This is a genomic window from Mucilaginibacter sp. PAMB04274, assembly GCF_039634385.2.
Lineage (GTDB): Bacteria > Bacteroidota > Bacteroidia > Sphingobacteriales > Sphingobacteriaceae > Mucilaginibacter.
This window is the reverse complement of record NZ_CP155081.2, coordinates 3853123-3873281: the sequence shown is the minus strand read 5'-3', so window position 1 is coordinate 3873281 and position 20159 is coordinate 3853123. Positions and strand designations below refer to the sequence as shown.

Annotated in this window: 14 protein-coding genes; all 14 read left to right on the top strand. The window is 42.5% G+C overall.

What is annotated here, in order from left to right; translation table 11 throughout:
• Positions 1-92: 92 nt before the first annotated feature.
• The 14 genes from rplA (at position 93) to ABDD95_RS16145 (ending at position 20158) form a co-directional block, all read left to right on the top strand.
• Positions 93-791 carry a 50S ribosomal protein L1 gene (gene rplA, locus ABDD95_RS16210; protein WP_345948385.1) on the top strand — a complete coding sequence of 233 codons (699 nt, stop codon included), beginning with the start codon at positions 93-95 and terminating at the stop codon, positions 789-791.
• 2 nt (positions 792-793) lie between these two features.
• Positions 794-1315 carry a 50S ribosomal protein L10 gene (gene rplJ / locus ABDD95_RS16205; RefSeq protein ID WP_345948384.1) on the top strand — a complete coding sequence of 174 codons (522 nt, stop codon included), beginning with the start codon at positions 794-796 and terminating at the stop codon, positions 1313-1315.
• Between the two features lie 59 nt (positions 1316-1374).
• Positions 1375-1758, top strand: a complete 384-nt coding sequence (gene rplL, locus ABDD95_RS16200; protein WP_345948383.1) for a 50S ribosomal protein L7/L12 — start codon at positions 1375-1377, stop codon at positions 1756-1758.
• Positions 1759-1908: 150 nt separating this feature from the next.
• Positions 1909-5712 carry a DNA-directed RNA polymerase subunit beta gene (rpoB, locus tag ABDD95_RS16195; RefSeq protein WP_345948382.1) on the top strand — a complete coding sequence of 1268 codons (3804 nt, stop codon included), beginning with the start codon at positions 1909-1911 and terminating at the stop codon, positions 5710-5712.
• 116 nt (positions 5713-5828) lie between these two features.
• A complete protein-coding gene (gene rpoC / locus ABDD95_RS16190) occupies positions 5829-10118 on the top strand; it encodes a DNA-directed RNA polymerase subunit beta' (protein ID WP_345948381.1) in 4290 nt (1429 codons plus the stop codon).
• A gap of 133 nt (positions 10119-10251) precedes the next feature.
• Positions 10252-10563: a DUF3467 domain-containing protein gene (locus ABDD95_RS16185; RefSeq protein ID WP_345948380.1), complete on the top strand. Its 312-nt coding sequence runs from the start codon at positions 10252-10254 to the stop codon at positions 10561-10563.
• A 190-nt stretch (positions 10564-10753) separates the two neighbouring features.
• A complete protein-coding gene (locus ABDD95_RS16180) occupies positions 10754-11539 on the top strand; it encodes a polysaccharide biosynthesis/export family protein (protein WP_345948379.1) in 786 nt (261 codons plus the stop codon).
• A gap of 27 nt (positions 11540-11566) precedes the next feature.
• Entirely contained in the window at positions 11567-13894 is a 2328-nt protein-coding gene (locus ABDD95_RS16175) for a polysaccharide biosynthesis tyrosine autokinase (protein WP_345948378.1), read from the top strand.
• Positions 13895-13898: 4 nt separating this feature from the next.
• Positions 13899-14849 (top strand): hypothetical protein, encoded by a 951-nt coding sequence (locus tag ABDD95_RS16170; RefSeq protein WP_345948377.1) that lies wholly within the window; start codon positions 13899-13901, stop codon positions 14847-14849.
• A gap of 2 nt (positions 14850-14851) precedes the next feature.
• Positions 14852-15712 carry a glycosyltransferase family 2 protein gene (locus ABDD95_RS16165; RefSeq protein ID WP_345948376.1) on the top strand — a complete coding sequence of 287 codons (861 nt, stop codon included), beginning with the start codon at positions 14852-14854 and terminating at the stop codon, positions 15710-15712.
• 91 nt (positions 15713-15803) lie between these two features.
• Positions 15804-16940 (top strand): glycosyltransferase family 4 protein, encoded by a 1137-nt coding sequence (locus ABDD95_RS16160; protein WP_345948375.1) that lies wholly within the window; start codon positions 15804-15806, stop codon positions 16938-16940.
• 48 nt (positions 16941-16988) lie between these two features.
• On the top strand, positions 16989-17963 hold the full coding sequence (locus ABDD95_RS16155; protein WP_345948374.1) for a glycosyltransferase: 975 nt from the start codon (positions 16989-16991) through the stop codon (positions 17961-17963).
• A gap of 33 nt (positions 17964-17996) precedes the next feature.
• Positions 17997-19124, top strand: a complete 1128-nt coding sequence (locus ABDD95_RS16150) for a hypothetical protein (protein WP_345948373.1) — start codon at positions 17997-17999, stop codon at positions 19122-19124.
• A gap of 5 nt (positions 19125-19129) precedes the next feature.
• Entirely contained in the window at positions 19130-20158 is a 1029-nt protein-coding gene (locus ABDD95_RS16145) for a glycosyltransferase family 4 protein (protein WP_345948372.1), read from the top strand.
• The last annotated feature ends 1 nt before the right edge of the window (position 20159 follow it).

The window sequence follows — 20159 nt, the reverse complement described above, 5'->3', positions numbered from 1 at the left end:
TGGATTGATGATTTCGAAATTCATTTTTAGTTCCGAAATCTAAGATCCGAAATCCGGAATAAATTATTTAACACACAAATCAGTTTAAGACAGTGGCTAGATTAACAAAAAATCAAAAAGCAGTACTATCCAAAATTGAGGCTAACAAAGCATACTCTTTACAGGATGCAGCCAGCTTAGTAAAGGACATTACCACTACTAAGTTTGATGCATCTGTTGATATAGACGTACGTTTAGGTGTTGACCCGCGCAAAGCCAATCAAATGGTGCGTGGTATAGCAACCTTACCTCATGGAACCGGTAAAACTGTACGCGTTTTGGTGCTTTGTACCCCTGATAAGGAGCAAGAAGCAAAAGACGCCGGTGCAGATTACGTAGGTTTGGATGACTACATCGCTAAAATAGAAGGCGGATGGACTGATGTTGACATTATCATCACAATGCCAAGCGTAATGGCTAAGGTAGGACGTTTGGGCCGTATTTTAGGTCCGCGTAACCTGATGCCTAACCCTAAATCAGGTACAGTAACTCCAGAAGTGGGTAAAGCTGTAAATGAGGTTAAAGCTGGTAAAATCGATTTTAAGGTTGACAAAACCGGTATCATTCACGCCTCCATCGGAAAAGTATCTTTCCCTGCTGAGAAAATTTATGAAAATGCTTTGGAAGTATTGCAAACCATTTCAAAATTAAAACCATCAGCAGCAAAAGGAACATATTTCAAGAGCATTCACGTCTCTTCAACTATGTCTCGCGGAATCGAAGTTGAAACCAAAACAGTAGCGGGGATCTAATCATGAATAAAGAAGAAAAATACGAACTGGTTGAAGCTCTAACCGAGCAGATCAAAGAGTATGGTAATTTCTATATTACTGATACTGCAGATTTAACCGTTGCTAAAGTTAACGACATCCGTCGTAAATGTTTTGACAACGACATTACCATGCAAGTGGCTAAAAACAGCTTGATTAAAAAAGCTTTACTAGCTGCCGAAGGCGATTATGATCAATTATTCGATTCGCTTAAAGGAACTTCAACAATCTTATTTTCTAAATCAGCAAAAGCTCCGGCCAAACTGATCAAAGAATTAAGAAAACAAGGTGATAAACCAGTTCTGAAAGCGGCTTACGTATATTCTTCAGCATTTGTAGGCGACAGTCAGCTTGATGCACTGTTGACCCTTAAATCAAAAGAAGAATTGGTTGGCGAAATCATTGGCTTATTGCAATCACCTGCTAAAAACGTACTTTCTGCCCTTCAATCAGGCGGAACCACTATTGCAGGCCTGGTAAAAACATTACAAGAAAGAGAAGGTTAAGCGTACACCTTAAGGGCGCATTTACAAAACAAAGTATTAAAAGTAAAATTTAGAATAAAATGGCAGATTTAAAAGCGTTTGCTGAACAGTTGGTAAACTTAACAGTAAAAGAAGTTAACGAATTAGCTCAGATCCTGAAAGACGAGTATGGTATTGAGCCTGCTGCTGCAGCTGTTGCTGTTGCTGCACCGGCTGCTGGTGGTGGCGATGCTGCTCCTGCTGCTGCTGAGCAAACTGCGTTTGACGTTATCTTAAAAGAAGCTGGCGGTCAGAAGTTAGCTGTTGTTAAGTTAGTAAAAGACTTAACCGGCCTTGGTTTGAAAGAAGCTAAAGACTTAGTTGATGGTGCACCTAAAGAAGTAAAAACTGGTGTTGCTAAAGACGAAGCTGAATCTTTGAAGAAAGCCTTAGAAGAAGCCGGAGCTGTAGTTGAGATTAAATAATTTATCTCAATAGAGCCCTTAAGCATAAGACTCCGACCTGTATTTGGTCGGGGTCTATTGCCGTTTATAACGTTTTGATTTTTGTTTGAAGTTCAGGAACAACTTTAAATAAACCAATAAGAGTTTAATCCATATTAAAATTATAATCCCTTGGCAAACAAAAATAATCAAAGAGTGAACTTTGCAACCAGCAGGCATGTCCTCGACTACCCTGACTTTCTGGATGTTCAGTTGAAATCTTTCCAGGAATTTTTCCAGCTGGAAACCACTTCAGACAACCGTCATAAAGAAGGCTTGTTTAAAGTGTTTGCCGAAAACTTTCCTATCTCCGATTCTCGCAACATTTTCGTGTTGGAGTTTTTGGACTATTTTATTGATCCGCCACGCTACGATATTCAAGAGTGTATCGACCGTGGTTTAACTTACAGTGTACCTTTAAAGGCAAAGCTTCGCCTTTCATGTAACGATGAAGAACACGAAGACTTTGAAACCATTGTACAGGATGTGTACCTGGGTACCATTCCTTACATGACGCCAAAAGGTACCTTCGTTATTAATGGTGCTGAGCGTGTAATTGTATCGCAGCTGCACCGTTCACCAGGTGTGTTCTTCGGCCAAAGCCGCCACACCAACGGTACTAAATTATACTCTGCCCGTGTTATACCTTTCAAAGGTTCATGGATAGAGTTTGCTACAGACGTTAACAACGTAATGTATGCCTACATTGACCGTAAAAAGAAATTCCCGGTTACTACCTTGCTTCGTGCTATCGGTTACGATTCAGATAAAGACATTCTAGAGTTATTTGAACTGGCTGATGAAGTGAAAGTAAGCAAATCTGGCCTCAAGAAATTTGTTGGTCGCAAGCTTGCTGCAAGGGTGCTTAAAAAATGGGTGGAAGATTTTGTGGACGAAGATACCGGTGAAGTGGTGTCTATTGACCGTAATGAGATCATCCTTGAGCGCGAAACCATACTGAATGATGATAATATTGATCAGATAATCGATGCGGGTGTAAAGAGCATTATCCTGAACAAGGAAGATGCATCTACCAGCGGCGATTATACCATTATATATAATACATTACAGAAAGATACTTCGAACTCTGAGAAAGAAGCGGTTGAGCACATCTACCGCCAGTTACGTAACGCTGAACCACCTGATGAGGAAACTGCTCGTGGTATCATCGATCGTTTGTTCTTCTCAGATAAAAGATATGACCTGGGTGATGTAGGTCGTTACCGCATCAACCGTAAACTGAAGCTGGATACATCAGACGAGATTAAAGTATTAACCAAGCAAGATATTATTGCCATTGTTAAGTACTTAATTAAACTGATTAACTCTAAAGCTGAGGTGGATGATATTGACCACTTATCAAATCGTCGTGTACGTACGGTAGGTGAGCAATTGTACGCACAATTTGGTGTTGGTTTAGCACGTATGGCACGTACCATCCGTGAGCGTATGAACATTCGTGACAACGAGGTGTTCACACCAACCGACTTGATCAACGCGCGTACTTTGTCATCAGTAATCAACTCATTCTTTGGTACCAACCAATTATCTCAGTTCATGGATCAAACCAATCCATTGGCTGAGATTACACATAAACGCCGCTTGTCGGCGCTTGGCCCTGGTGGTCTGTCTCGTGAGCGTGCCGGTTTTGAGGTACGTGACGTGCACTACACGCACTATGGTCGTTTGTGTACCATTGAAACACCAGAGGGACCGAACATCGGTTTGATCTCTTCACTATGTGTGCATGCCAAGATCAACAACTTGGGCTTCATCGAAACGCCATACAAACGTGTGGATAACGGTGTGGTTGCAGTTGATGAGCCGGTTATTTACTTATCTGCAGAGGATGAGGATGGTAAAACCATCGGTCAGGCTAATGCAGTGTATGATGATAAAGGTGTGTTTGCTACGCCACGCGTAAAAGCTCGTTTTGAAGGTGACTTCCCGATTATTGAGCCTGAGCGTTTGGATTATATGGACATTGCGCCAAACCAGATCACTTCGATTGCAGCGTCATTGATTCCGTTTTTGGAGCATGATGATGCTAACCGTGCGTTAATGGGTTCGAACATGCAACGCCAGGCCGTGCCACTTTTACGCCCTGAGGCGCCAATTGTAGGTACTGGTTTGGAAGGCCGTGTAGCGAAAGATTCACGTACGCTGGTTAACGCCGAAGGCGATGGTATTGTTGAGTATGTAGATGCCAACGAGATCCGTATTAAATATGACCGTAACGACGATGACCGTTTGGTGTCGTTTGACGAGGATACTAAAGGTTACCGCCTGATCAAGTTCCAAAAAACAAACCAAAGCACTACCATGAACTTGAAGCCAATTGTTAAAAAAGGCCAGAGGGTTGAAAAAGGACAAGTGCTTTGTGAAGGTTATGCCACACAAGATGGTGAGCTGGCTTTAGGTCGTAACATGAAAGTAGCGTTCATGCCTTGGCAAGGATACAACTTTGAGGATGCGATCGTGATTTCTGAGCGTGTGGTATCACAGGATATTTTCACCTCATTACACGTTGAAGAGTTTGAGCTTGAAGTTCGTGACACTAAACGTGGTGAAGAGGAATTAACACCAGATATCCCTAACGTTTCAGAAGAAGCTACTAAAGACCTTGATGAAGACGGTATCATCCGTGTAGGTGCCGAGGTTAAAGAAGGCGATATTTTGATTGGTAAGATTACCCCTAAAGGCGAGTCTGACCCTTCACCGGAAGAAAAATTATTACGTGCTATCTTTGGTGACAAAGCCGGCGACGTAAAAGACGCTTCTTTGAAAACTCCGCCTTCAATTAGCGGTGTGGTTATCGATACCAAGTTATTCTCTCGTGCTAAAAAGACTTCAAAAGCTGAGGAAAAAGCACAGTTAGAGAAGCTGGACGCTAAACACGATAAGGCTATAAAAGACCTTAAAAATCGTTTGGTTGATAAGTTATTCGAAATTGTAAATGGTAAAACCTCACAAGGTGTTTACAATGTTTACAAAGAACTGTTGGTGCCAAAAGGTGTTAAATTCACCCAAAAAACATTAACTGAGCTTCCTTACGAAAACATTAACCCAACCAAGTGGACAACTGACGATGATAAAAACGATCAGATTAAGTTGTTACTGCATAACTACGGTATTAAGGTAAATGAAGAGCTGGGTGCTTACCGTCGCGATAAGTTTGCCATTAGTGTAGGTGACGAGCTTCCGTCGGGTATAGTTCAAATGGCTAAAGTTTACATCGCTAAAAAGCGTAAGCTTAAAGTGGGTGATAAAATGGCCGGTCGCCACGGTAACAAAGGTATCGTAGCGCGGATTGTACGTGACGAGGACATGCCATTCCTGGAAGACGGAACACCGGTTGACATCGTTCTGAACCCACTGGGTGTACCTTCGCGTATGAACTTGGGGCAGATCTATGAGACTGTGTTAGGTTGGGCAGGTAAAGAGCTGGGCATTAAGTTCGCTACTCCAATTTTTGATGGTGCAACCTATCAGGAAGTGGAAGACTGGATTGCCAAAGCAGGTTTACCGGCTACCGGCCGTACTTACTTGTATAATGGTTTAACCGGCGAACGTTTTGACCAGCCAACCACAGTAGGTATCATCTATATGCTTAAACTGGGTCACATGGTTGATGATAAGATGCACGCCCGTTCAATCGGACCATACTCATTAATTACGCAACAGCCGCTGGGTGGTAAAGCTCAGTTTGGTGGTCAGCGTTTTGGTGAGATGGAGGTTTGGGCTCTGGAAGCGTTTGGTGCTGCCAACATTCTACAAGAGATCCTTACTGTAAAATCGGATGACGTAATTGGCCGTGCCAAAACTTACGAAGCCATTGTTAAAGGCGAAAACCTGCCTACACCATCAGTTCCTGAATCATTCAACGTATTGGTTCACGAGTTAAGAGGTTTAGGTTTGGATATCACATTAGAATAAAAATTGATTAGTGAGGGATTGGATGAGCAGTCATCCAATCCTTTGTTAACTTTTATGTGCAAGAAAAGTGCTCCGGTTACCACCGTCACTTATCACTAAATCATCAAAAACGATATATGTCTTACAAAAAAGATAATAAAATCAAAAGTAACTTCACTACCATTACCATCAGTTTGGCCTCACCAGAGTCTATCCTGGAGCGTTCAAGTGGTGAAGTTCTGAAACCAGAAACCATCAACTACCGGACCTACAAGCCCGAGCGTGATGGTTTATTCTGCGAGCGTATTTTTGGTCCGGTTAAAGATTATGAGTGCCATTGCGGTAAATACAAACGTATCCGTTACAAAGGTATCGTGTGTGACCGTTGCGGTGTTGAAGTAACCGAAAAGAAAGTACGTCGTGAGCGCATGGGACACATCAACCTGGTGGTTCCTGTAGCACACATCTGGTATTTCCGCTCGTTGCCAAATAAAATTGGTTACCTGCTGGGCTTACCAACCAAAAAGTTAGATTTAATTATTTACTACGAGCGTTATGTAGTAATTCAACCAGGTATTAAAGAAACAGACGGAATCTCTAAAATGGATTTCCTGACTGAAGAAGAATACCTGGACGTATTAGATACCTTACCAAAAGAAAACCAGTACCTGGACGACAAAGATCCTCAGAAATTTGTGGCCAAAATGGGTGCTGAGGCTTTGGAAGAGTTATTAAAACGTATAGACTTAGACCAGTTATCATACGATCTGCGTCACCAGGCTGCTAATGAAACTTCACAGCAACGTAAAAACGAAGCTTTGAAGCGTTTGCAGGTTGTTGAGGCTTTCCGCGATGCGAAGAACCGTATTGATAATAACCCAGAGTGGATGATCGTAAAGATCGTTCCGGTTATTCCGCCGGAGTTGCGTCCGTTGGTGCCATTGGAAGGTGGTCGTTTCGCAACGTCCGATTTGAATGACCTTTACCGTCGTGTAATTATCCGTAACAACCGTTTAAAACGTTTGATCGAGATTAAGGCACCAGAGGTGATTTTACGTAACGAGAAACGTATGCTGCAGGAAGCTGTGGATTCGTTATTCGACAACTCACGTAAAGTTAACGCGGTAAAAACTGAAGGTAACCGTGCCCTTAAATCACTTTCAGACATCCTGAAAGGTAAACAAGGCCGTTTCCGTCAGAACTTATTAGGTAAACGTGTGGATTATTCTGCCCGTTCGGTAATTGTTGTAGGTCCTAACCTTAAATTACACGAGTGTGGTTTACCTAAAGATATGGCTGCTGAGCTGTTTAAACCATTCATCATTCGCAAAATGATTGAGCGTGGTGTGGTTAAAACAGTAAAATCTGCCAAAAAGATCGTTGACCGCAAAGACCCATTAGTTTGGGATATATTAGAGAACGTACTGAAAGGACACCCTGTATTATTAAACCGTGCGCCTACGCTGCACAGGTTAGGTATCCAGGCATTCCAGCCAAAACTGGTTGAAGGAAAAGCTATCCAGCTGCACCCATTAACTTGTACCGCGTTCAACGCCGACTTTGACGGTGACCAGATGGCTGTGCACGTACCACTTGGTAACGCTGCTATTCTGGAAGCCCAAATATTAATGCTGGCGTCACACAACATTCTGAACCCTGCTAACGGTACGCCTATTACAGTACCATCACAGGATATGGTTTTGGGTCTTTACTATATTACTAAAGGCCGTAAAACTGACGATACCCGTGTTGTTAAAGGAGAAGGTTTAAGCTTTTATTCTGCTGAGGAAGTTATTATTGCTTACAACGAGAAGAAAGTTGACCTGCACGCCTTTATCAAAGTAAAAGCAAACTTTAAAGAACGCGATGGCAGCATCGTAAACAAATTGATTGATACTACTGTAGGCCGCGTACTGTTTAACCAGCACGTGCCAGAAGAAGTAGGTTACATCAACGAGTTGCTGACCAAAAAATCACTGCGTGACATTATCGGCGAAGTTGTTAAAAACACCGGTATGGCCCGTGCTGCCCAGTTCCTGGATGATATTAAGGAATTAGGTTTCCAAATGGCATTCCGTGGTGGCTTGTCGTTCAACCTGCAGGACGTAAACATTCCTGCACAAAAAGTTGATCTGATTCAGCAGGCATCACGCGAGGTTGAAGAAGTAATGAATAACTATAACATGGGTTTCATTACCAACAACGAGCGTTACAACCAAATCATCGATATCTGGACCCGTATCAACAACCGTTTGACTGCGAATGTGATGGAAATCCTTTCGACCGACAATCAAGGCTTCAACTCTGTTTACATGATGTTGGATTCAGGTGCACGTGGTTCTAAAGAGCAGATCCGTCAGCTGGCGGGTATGCGTGGTTTGATGGCCAAGCCTCAAAAATCAGGTTCGGGCGGTGAAATTATCGAAAACCCAATCTTGTCTAACTTTAAAGAAGGTCTGTCGGTATTAGAGTACTTTATCTCAACCCACGGTGCCCGTAAAGGTTTGGCGGATACGGCTCTGAAAACAGCGGATGCTGGTTACTTAACCCGTCGTTTGCATGACGTTGCCCAGGATATGATTGTGGGTGAAACAGATTGCGGAACTTTACGCGGTATATTCACTACAGCGCTGAAAGATAATGAGGATATTGTTGAGCCATTATACGACCGTATTTTAGGCCGTACCTCACTGCACGATGTGTTTGACCCATTAACCAACGAACAGTTGGTAGGTGCTGGTCAGGATATTGATGAGGAAATTGCTAAGAAGATAGAGAATTCGCCACTTGAAGGTATTGAAATTCGTTCGGTATTAACTTGCGAAAGCAAGCGTGGCGTATGTGCTTTGTGCTATGGCCGTAACTTGGCAACAGGTAAGCGTGTACAAGCCGGTGAAGCTGTGGGTGTAATTGCAGCACAATCAATTGGTGAGCCGGGTACACAGTTAACCCTGCGTACTTTCCACGTGGGTGGTACTGCATCAAACATCGCTGCCGAGTCACAAATCAATGCCCGTTACGATGGTATCATTGAGTTTGAAAACGTACGTACTGTACCGTTTGAGACCGACGAAGATGGCACAGTAGAAGTGGTTCTGGGCCGTTCAGGCGAGTTCCGCATTATTGAGCCGGGCAGTAACAAGGTTATCATGACAAATAACATCCCTTATGGTTCTTACCTGTACATTAAAGATGGCAGCAACATTACCAAAGGCGATCGTATCTGTTCATGGGATCCGTACAATGCCGTTATCATCTCTGAGTTTGCCGGTGTAGCTAAATTTGATGCCGTATTAGAAGGTATTACCTTCCGTGAGGAATCAGATGAGCAAACCGGTCACCGTGAGAAAGTAATTATCGATACCCGCGACAAAACCAAGAACCCGGTTATCCAGATTGCTGAACGTGGCGGAGACATCATTAAAGGATATAACATTCCGGTAGGTGCCCACATCTCTATCGAAGAAGGCGAAAAAATACAAACCGGACAGGTTATTGCTAAAATTCCTCGTTCAACCGGTAAAACCCGGGATATCACCGGTGGTTTGCCACGTGTAACCGAGTTGTTCGAAGCACGTAACCCATCTAACCCCGCTGTAGTAACCGAGATTGATGGTGTGGTAACCTTAGGTGGTGTAAAACGTGGTAATCGCGAGATCACTATCGAGTCAAGAGACGGTCAGGTTAAAAAATATCTGGTGCCATTGTCTAAACACATTCTGGTGCAGGATAACGACTTTGTGAAAGCAGGTATGCCATTGTCTGATGGTTCAATCTCTCCTGCCGACATCCTGGCTATTAAAGGCCCTGCCGCTGTGCAAGAGTACCTGGTAAATGGTATACAAGAGGTTTACCGTTTGCAAGGTGTGAAAATTAACGATAAACACTTTGAGGTTATCGTTCACCAGATGATGCAGAAAGTATCTATCGAGGATCCGGGCGATACCCGCTTCCTGGAAAGAGAAGCCGTGGACAGCTGGGATTTCATGATCGAGAATGATGAGATCTTTGATAAAAAGGTTGTTGTTGATCCGGGAGAATCTGCTACGCTTAAACCAGGTCAGATTGTATCATTACGTCGCTTAAGAGATGAGAACTCTGTTTTGAAACGTAAGGATCAGAAACTGGTTGAGGTAAGAGACGCTATTGCGGCAACTTCAAGCCCAATACTGCAAGGTATTACCCGTGCATCATTAGGTACCAAGTCGTTCATCTCGGCTGCATCGTTCCAGGAAACTACGAAAGTACTGAACGAAGCTGCAATTGCCGGAAAGCGCGACTTAATGTTAGGTCTGAAAGAAAACGTTATTGTAGGTCACTTAATTCCTTCAGGAACCGGCTTGCGTGCATATGACAATATCCGCGTAGGTTCACAAGAAGAGTTTGACCGCTTAATGGCTTCAAAAACTGAAGACGTAGAAGCGTAATTAACAAAAGAATAATTACAAAGCCATCCTGTTTACAGGATGGCTTTTTTTGTTAATAGCAATGCTTAAATATTAACTTTTAAATAAATATAAATTCACTATAACAAATAATAAGGTTTAGTATTTTAGCAATATGGAAGAAGCAAACGAAAACCAGCTAAACATAGAGTTATCGGAAGAAATTGCAGAAGGAATTTATTCAAATTTGGCTGTGATAACGCACTCTAATACAGAATTTGTACTCGATTTTATAAGAGTAATGCCGGGAGTGCCTAAAGCAAAGGTAAAATCAAGAATTATTTTAACCCCCGAGCACGCTAAAAGATTACTGTCGGCACTCGAAGACAATATTGAAAAGTTTGAGGCGGTAAACGGCCGTATAAAGCTCCAAAACGATGCTCCTGGCTTCCCACTAAATTTCGGTGGTACAATGGGACAAGCATAAAGTTTATTAATAATTCAATTATATTTAATTATATTTAAAAAATTGCTAATTTTAAGGCGAAAATTGCCTTGAAATTTGAATTGAGGGTTTGTTTTAGACGATGATAGGTTGCTTAAAGTAACCTTTATACTTGATTAGATACGCTATAATTATTTATAGAAATAAAGTGCTGTTCAATATCTTCCTGTAAATGAAAAGAAGTTACTTTCGAATATTTGTCTTGCTGTTAAGCTGTTTGTCTCTGTTTTCTTCATGCAAAAGTGTAAAGCAGCTAACTCTCTTCCAAAAAAACGCAGTCACCGATCCCGATACCATCGGATATACCAAAGCTTTTCCTTCGGCAATACAACCAGGGGATATTTTGTCGGTAACGGTTAATTCATTAAGTGCAACAGCAACGAGTTTTTTCAATCCCTATCAGGGTGCTGGCGGAGCAGCTGCCGGAGGCGCTATTAATTCGCAGGAAGCACCCGGCTACCTGGTAGACCAAGCCGGGCAAATCGATTTACCACTTATAGGGAGCATTAAGCTTGCCGGTTTAACCACACGTGAGGCAAAGAACCTGGTTAAAGACAGCCTTAAAAAGTTTTTAAGAGAGCCTACCGTAACGTTACGTATAGTTAATTACCGTGTTACTTTCCTGGGCGAATTTAATAACATCGGCGTTTTTAATATACCCAACGAGCGGGTATCCTTACCCGAAGCTTTAGGTTTGGCCGGAGATTTAACTACATATGCCCGGAGAGACAACATCCTGGTTATCCGGGAAGTTGATGGTAAAAAGCAGTTCGGCCATGTAAATCTTAATAGTAGGGATGTGTTTAATTCTCCTTACTACTATTTGCGTTCAAACGACTTGGTGTATGCCGAGCCTTCTGCTGGTAAGGCAGTTCAGAACAACTCTTTCTTTAGAATTTTCCCGATTGTTGCCGGTGTAATAACCTTGGCTATAGCGCTATTTACCCAGGTTTTATAAGGGCTGTCTCTGCCATCAAATTCAATCATGAATACAGAAGAAGAATTATACGATCCAACGATACAAACCGCTGCTGAGAGCGAAGGGGGTATTGTTGACCTTATACTAGGTTATTTACGATATTGGAAGTGGTTCTTGCTTTCGTTATTTGTGTTTTCGGTAATAGGATATTTCTATGTAAAAACGCAAGTTCCGCAGTATTCCATCCAAACTCAAATTCTCCTAAAAGACGCCAAGCAGGCCACCAACAAAATGGTTTTGGAAGAATTGGGTGTTACACCGCCAAACCTTGAAGTTGAAAACGAAATCTTGATCATCAAGTCAAGCTCGTTAATTGAAAAAGTGGTTAAGGATTTAGCGCTGCAAACTGAATATTATGCCGAAGGCAGGTTAAATAAACGTTTACTCTACTTAAACGAACCCGCCAAGGTTGAGATGATTACGCCATCGCGTAATACTTACACCAAACCATGGCCTATTCAGGTTATCAACAATAATGAAGTTTTATTTAACGGACAAAAAGTGCCTTTCAACAAGCCAACAAGTACGGCGGCTGGTGTCATATTGGTTAAGCCCGTTCAGGCCTATACAAAGGAACCATACTTTGTCAGCTTTAGTTCGGTAGAAGACGTAGCACGGGTATATCTGAGCAGATTAATGGTTGCGCCCGTTAGTAAACAAAGCAACATGCTCGTTCTTTCTACCGAAGATGCTATACCTAAGCGTGGCGAAGACTTTTTGAATGCCGTGGTTCAAGCCTACATTGAGGCATCATTGAGCGACAAGACACAAACTATTGCCAATACCATAGCGTGGATTGATGAACGTATTAAAGTACTTCAGCGCGAACTAGGTACAGAGGAAAGAAATGTTCAGCAGTTTAAGTCACAAAATAACACGGTTGATTTAGGTACCCAGGCATCGCAAATTTATGGAAGAGTAACAGCAAATGACGCTAAAGTTACCGACATAAATCTGCAGTTAACCATGTTAAAGCAAATAGAAGGCTTTCTAGCAAAGCCCGATAATGTGGACGTAGTTCAGCCCTCTATGCTGGGCCTTTCGGATGGTACCATAACTTCTATGGTTAGCCAGTTAGGAACACTTAAGTTGCAAAAGCAAAGCCTGCTCAGAACAATTCCTGAAACTAATCCTGTTGTTGCATCGATTAACGATCAGATACTATCGCTTAAAAGATCTCTTAAAGAAACGCTGGGCACCTTGCGCAGCAATTTATTGCTAAGTAAGCGTGAGGTTGAAAAGCTGAATTCAAAGTTCGAATCCGACTTACAGCAAGTGCCTGTTCGAGAGCGTGAGTTAGTAGATGTAATGCGGAACCAAAGCATCAAAAATAACTTATTCAACTTCCTATTACAGAAACGCGAAGAAACCGGGCTTGCCCTGGCTCAAAATACGGCAGATGGTAGGGTAATAAATCCAGCTCGTGCCACAGGAGCGCCTATAAAGCCTGTGAAATCTACCTTATACATGATATTTGTGTGTTTGGGCATAGGTTTGCCCTTGGGTGTGATACTCCTGAAAGACATGCTGAATAACACCGTTCGTCGTAAATCGGATATTACCCGAACCACCAGGGCGCCTATTATAGCACAGATATCCCATTCAGATGATGCCAATGCCTTAACAATTACAGCCAAGCCAAGGTCTGTTATTGCTGAGCAGGTGAGGGCCTTAAGAACCAATCTCGACTTCCTGATCGCAAATCCGGATAGTAAAACCATTCTCTTTACATCAACAGTGAGTGGTGAAGGTAAGTCTTTTATCTCCTTGAACCTTGGTGCAAGCTTGGCGAGCACCGGCAAAAAGGTAATTATATTGGAGTTAGACCTACGGAAGCCAAAGTTGTTATCAACCCTGGGTATGGAAAAGAAAGTAGGCTTGTCAGACTATTTGATTGGTAAGGTTGAATATAAAGACATTATAAGAGAGGTACCCCAGCAGGAGAACTTTTACATGATAGAGAGTGGAACTATTCCACCAAATCCTGCCGAAATTTTGATGAATAGGAATATGCCCGCCATGATTGCCGAGCTTAAGCGGGATTATGACTACATCCTTATCGATGCACCACCAATTGGCTTAGTAACCGACGCGCAGATATTAGGGCAGTATGCCGATGTTACTTTCTTTTTGATAAGGCATAACTTTACACGTAAAACGCATATAACGCTGCTTAATGAGCTTTACGTTAAAAAAGTATTCAGAAACCTTAACATTATTTTTAATTCTATTGATGCCTCCTCATTTGGATATGGCTACCAGTATGATTATAGTTATTATGGTGAAGCCGAGCCAAAAAAAGGCTTTTGGGCAAAATTGATTGGAAAAAGCTAACCCTATGAGTTCTGTAATATGTACACTTTTTGAGGGGCATTATCATTTTGGTGTAGCCTCACTTGTTAATTCTTTACAGAAAAACGGATTTGCAGGTGATATTTTTGCCGGATACAGGGGGAGTTTACCCTTTTGGGCGGCAGATGCAAAAGAGAGCAGCCTCCCTAGTTGGCCTAAAGCTTATACCTTTACCGTTTCTGATCAAATTCAACTCCATTTTTTACCGCTTACTACAGAGTATCATTTAACGAATTATAAGCCAAACTTTTTGTTAGAGCTGTGGGATGGCCCTGCTAAAAGTGCCGACAATATATTCTACTTTGACCCGGATATTACCGTAAAATGTGAGTGGGAGTTTTTCGAGAGCTGGGTGCAGTGTGGCGTTGCCTTAGTGCATGAACGATCAATGAATGATATGCCGCCCAGTCATCCGCTCAGGCAGTGGTGGTTTAAGGTGATCGAGAAGTGTGGTAAAACAGTTACCCGCGATTTATATTCGTACATAAACGGAGGCTTTTGCGGTGTAAATAAGCAGCATATAGAGTTTTTGCAAACATGGGTAAGTGTAATGGATGCCGGGTTTAAATACTTCGAATTAAGCGCCAGTCAGTTTAAACATAAATTAACCAGGTCACATCTTTTTCAGGCGCAGGACCAGGACGGATTGAACATCACCGCCATGTGCAGCCTTTCGCCTATCAGCGAAATTGGGCCCGAAGGCATGGATTTGATTAGTGGCGGTAAAATTATGTCACACGCTTTGGGATCTACCAAGCCATGGAAAAAGAAGTTTATACGTACTGCATTGAGAGGCAAAGGCCCCTCACTGGCCGATAAGCATTACTGGCTTTATGCCAAGCATCCCATAAAAGCACATAGCGATTATGAGCAGCGATTAAAAAAGACATCCCTTTTACTGTCATCATTTATTCACCGCTTTTACAGGAAAGGTTAAGCATGGCAGATGTTGTTGAATATAAATTAAGTATTGCCATAGTTACCCGCAACCGGCCCGATCTGCTGGAGAAATGTTTAGCAAGCCTTTACCAACAACCCCATTTGTGGTTCGAGGTCTTAATATCTGATGATTCATCGGAGTCGGAATCCATCCAAAAAAACAGGGAGATTGCCGAGGCATATCATGCACAATACCTGAGCGGCCCACAAAAAGGGCTATATGCTAACCGCAACTTTGTGGCTAAGCATTGTAAAGGAACACACATCCGTACTATGGACGATGATCATACTTTTCCGGTTGGTCACTTCGAAGCTTGTCTACAAAAGATCAAAGAAGATCCTAAAGCCATTTGGGTGATAGGGGAGTATTCGCCGCCAAGGGTTCCACCCAACGCCGCACCTTACCGCGGCCCGGGCGAATTGCATCCAAGAGGGTTTTCCACCCAGCCTAAAGACAGCCAAAACAGTCATGCCATATCATGCGGAGCATCCATATATCCGCGCGAGGTAGTTGACCGGAATATATTGAATAACGAGTACTTCAGGTTTGGTTACGTGTATTTAGAGTATGGTGCCCGGTTAAAGTATCTGGGCTATCGTATCAGGCATCTGTCTGATACCTTTATACACCACAACTTTATACCGGTAAGGAGGTCTTTTAATAATAGCGTAGAAATTCTGGACAGCATGGTTTACGCACTGCTGTCATTGTCGTTCGTTTATCAACCAACAGCGGGTAACAAAATTTCTACTATGGCAGCCATAACGAAGGCCCTGGTTACTAATAAAGAATATACGGTTAAGCACCTGCTGAAAAATTTTGAAAGAATAAAGCAACTTAAACAGACCGTTAAGTCGTAAACAGTAAACCTAATTGGCTGGGTTAAGATTTAGTGCATTGATTAGGTTGATGGCCGGTTATGGCTTAGCGCAACCAGATAATAAACTTTAAATGGAGATCTTATTTGTAAGTGATTTTCTTTACAAGCCTGATAGCGGTGCTGCCGGTAGCTTAATCACTATTGGTAACCATGTGGAACAACTTGGGCATAAAGTAGATTACTTATGGCATAAGGATAGAAAGTATGTAAAAGGACCCAACTACGGCCGTATTTTGGAACTACCTTTTGTTCAATACAACCAGTTAAAGGAAGCCTTGCTTAAACACAAGTATGATGTTGTGATAGTTAGCCAACCTCATGCCTGGTATGCCTTCAAAAACTTGAGGCAACAATATCCGCAAACACTTTTTATCAACCGGACACATGGCTGGGAACTGCGGTTAGCACTAACGAGGTATAGTTTTTCAAAAAAAGAAACGTCGGTAGCCGCTCTAAAAAAATGGTTGCTCATCAAATTTTTAAAGCACTGCTCGGTGCTAACAGTAAAGTACAGTGATGCCGTTTTCTGTGCAGGTTCTGATGATGCAGAATACATTAGGAATGATTATCCCGAACATTCGGGCAAAATATTTAAATTAAGTTACGGATTAGACAGCAGTTATATCGGCATTGGCCTGCGCCCCAAAGCAAGTACGAAAGTACACTTTTTGTTTGCCGGGCAATATCTGGTGCGTAAGGGAATAAAAGACTTACAAAGCGCATTTAAACAGCTTAGCGATCGGTCGGGAGAGTTTGTTGTTACATTTATAATTAACGACGATGCCTTAGTACAGGCCCGGCAGGATTTTGACTTTTTGGATAGCGAATCTCTTGTGATTAAACCTTGGGTAAAACGTAACGAACTAGCGGATATATACCTGGATAATGATGTGTTTTTAATGCCATCATACGGTGAAGGATTTGGCAAGAGCACATTAGAAGCCATGGCTTGCGGATTATGTGTAGTGGGCTATTTGGAAGGGGCGCTACGCGACTTTGGCCGCAACAAGGAAAATATGTTAATAAGCAATCTTGGAGATACTGCGGGTTTATTAAATAATATTACCTACGCGCTGAATAATCGTGATGAGATAAAAGCATATGGTTTACAAGCGTATAAAGATGTGCAGCAGCAAACCTGGAAAAAACATGCCACTGATACCATAAATATTTTAGAAAGCTTAGGCGCAAAAAGCAAAATACGTTAATAGTAATACGGGCGTATGCTACAAACGCCTTACACCATAAACTTAGCAATGATTACAACAGAATTAGCCGTTATCATAAACTCATTTAACAGACTATCCTTATTAAAGGAATGCCTCTCGGTATTATCTGATTGGCTGCCTGGTTCGGAATTTAAAGATAATTGTGTTGCAGTTGTATACGATGCCGGATCAAAGGATGGTAGTGTAGAATGGCTTCAAAGCGAGGCTTTATCATTGAACATTCCTGTTAGATTGATGATCCCCCAGCCGGGAGATGATACGTCTTTTGCAGCAGGGCTGAATGCTGGTGTAGCCTATGCAATAAGCGAGTATAAATCGTTGAAGTATTTGTTGTTTTACGAGACGGATAATCAAATTTTGAGTGCCGGGCCGTTAAAGCAAGCACAGCAAATGCTGGAGCATGACAGTAAATTGGCCGCCTGCGGGTTCACTGTAAAAAGGCATGACGGAAGTTTTGCCGGCGCCGGATCACCTTTTCCTAAAATTACAAACTTTGCCTTAGGGAAACAGGTGGTGCACAAGTTTAAACTGGAAAGGATTCCGTACCGCTGGCATGAGCAAATTGCGGGTATAAAATTCAGTTATGCAGATATTGTGTATACAAGCCCCCTGCTGGTTAAGGTGAAAGCCTGGCAGGAATCGGGCGGACTGGATGCCCAAATGTTCCCATTTTCAGACTGTGATTTAGATTGGGCAAAAAGGCTGCAAATCCTAAGGTGGAAAATGGGGATCATCGAAAGCAATGAAGTGATTCATGATAATATGCAAAGTTTATCGGCATGGTCAAAATCCAGAGCCAAGCAGTTTCATCGTGGCCGCCTCCGTTATTTTCTAAGGCATCGCCCGGCGGCTGTATATGCTGTTTTTCCGGTTGTATTAATGCTGCGGCACAGCATTGAGTTGCTCGCAGCAAAATTCTTTGTAAAAAATGCAGAGCGTAAGGAGCAACTTACCGGACAGTTCAAAGGGTTGCTAAATTCTTGTTTTAGTAAGTACGAGTAACACCTGATTCATCATACTATAATATTAGCTGATTTGAAAATTGCATTCATTTGTGGTTGTTTGGAGCCCGGAAAGGATGGGGTGGGTGATTATACACGCTGCCTGGCGGGGCAATTAACACGCCAGGGTAACCAGGTAATGATTGTTGCTTTGAATGACCAGCATGTTTCTCAAATCACACGTGAAAGGCAAGAAATTGAGGGCGATAAAATCAGCATCTTACGTATTAATACCATTAGCAGCTTTAATCAGGTAGTAGATGATATTAAGCACTTTGATCCCCACTGGATCAGCCTGCAATTTGTGCCTTACAGCTTTCAACGCAAGGGCTTACCCTACCAGTTAGCCGGTATGTTAAGTAAATTAGGTACGCATAACAAATGGCACATCATGTTTCATGAACTATGGGTTGGTGCGCAACAATTCGACTTCAAAAAAAAGATTTACGCTTTATTGCAAAAGGTAATTATCGGCAATCTAATTAAATCCGTAGATCCTTCGATAATACACACGCAATTGCCCCAGTACAAACAACAATTAGCGGCGTTATCTAAAAGAAAAATCAACCCGCTGCCATTGTTTTCGAACATTAGTATGCATCATGGTAACGTGTTGTATAACAGTAACGTCCGAAAATTTATACTGGGTTTCTTTAGCCAGGCCGATGTGTCGAACAATGTTATTATTTTCATCAAAGGCTTAAAAGACGCCTTATCTAAAGAAAACAGAGCATTGGAAGTGGTTTTTATAGGTGGCAAGGGCGGCAAAGTTCATAAAGGTGCAGCAGTGTTGAAAGCGCAGTCGATTATTGAACAAGTGACTTCTACTGGCTTTTTAAATGATCAGGAATTGTCACAGGCACTGCAAAGCTGCCATCTTGGTATAACATCAGTTCCGCGGCATGCGCTGGGTAAAAGCGGAAGTGCAGCTGCATTTATTGAACATGGCGTTCCGGTGGCAGCACCCAACATACATCCTGGTTTTAACAATAACAATATAGGCTTTTTAGATGATCGGTTAAAGGACTGCATTGTGCTTCATCCCAACCTTACGGAAGTGGAAAAAGCAAAAGCTGCAGTCGAGGCTGCCTGTGAGCTTATTAGGCTTTCAACCATAGCCAATCAATTCCTGGCCGATTTAAACAGTATTAAAGTTAATTAATAGCCATGCCACTCAAGATATTATTTATCACTCACAAGTTTTATCCGGATATCGGTGGTATTGAGGTAAACTCCGAAATACTTGCTTTGCAGTTCCATGCTGCCGGGCACGAGGTTGAGATGCTTACCTGGACAGCCGCAAGCGGCGACAAGGAGTTTCCATTCAAAGTTATAAGGCAACCCAACAGGGCAATGCTTTTTAACGCGCACCGTTGGGCCGACGTAGTTTTTGAAAATAATCCATCGTTGCGTTTGTCATGGCCAGCCCTGTTCTTTCGTAAACCGATCGTGGTAGCGCTTCGCACCTGGATAAACCGTATGGATGGCAGCATCGCCTGGCAAGACAAGTTAAAAGTTCAATGGCTCAAGCGGGCGTCGGGTGTAATTGCCGTAAGCGATGCTATCCGTAAACGCTGCTGGCCAGCAGCCATCGTTATAGGTAATCCGTATCGCAACACGCTGTTTAAGGTTATTGCAGGTACAGAACGGAGTAAAGATTTTGTTTTTATGGGCCGGCTCGTGTCTGATAAGGGTGCCGATATCGCCATCAACGCTTTAAAGATATTGGCAGACAAAGGAATCAGAAAGTCGTTAACGATAATAGGCAACGGTACTGAGCAAACCAAGTTGGAACAAATGGTAACTGCATTGCGCCTGACAGAACAAGTAACCTTCACAGGCGCTTTAAGTGGCGAAAAGCTGGTTCAACACCTTCATCAGCATCAGTATCTATTAGTGCCTTCCATTTGGGAAGAACCATTTGGTAATGTAGCACTCGAGGGAATGGCTTGCGGTTGTTTACCCATAGTGTCCGACGGAGGTGGCTTACCTGATGCAGTAGGTAAAGCAGGTTTGGTAGTAAAACGTGGCAGTGTTGATGCCCTGGCCGATTCATTAGCACATTTGTTAGGAAGTTCTTCGCTTGAACTGGAGTTAAGGAATGCGGCGCCGGAGCATCTTAAAAGCCATGAGCCACAAAAGGTGGCTGAAGAATATCTGAAAGTTATAGAAAAAGCGGTAACTACCTTAAAGTAGT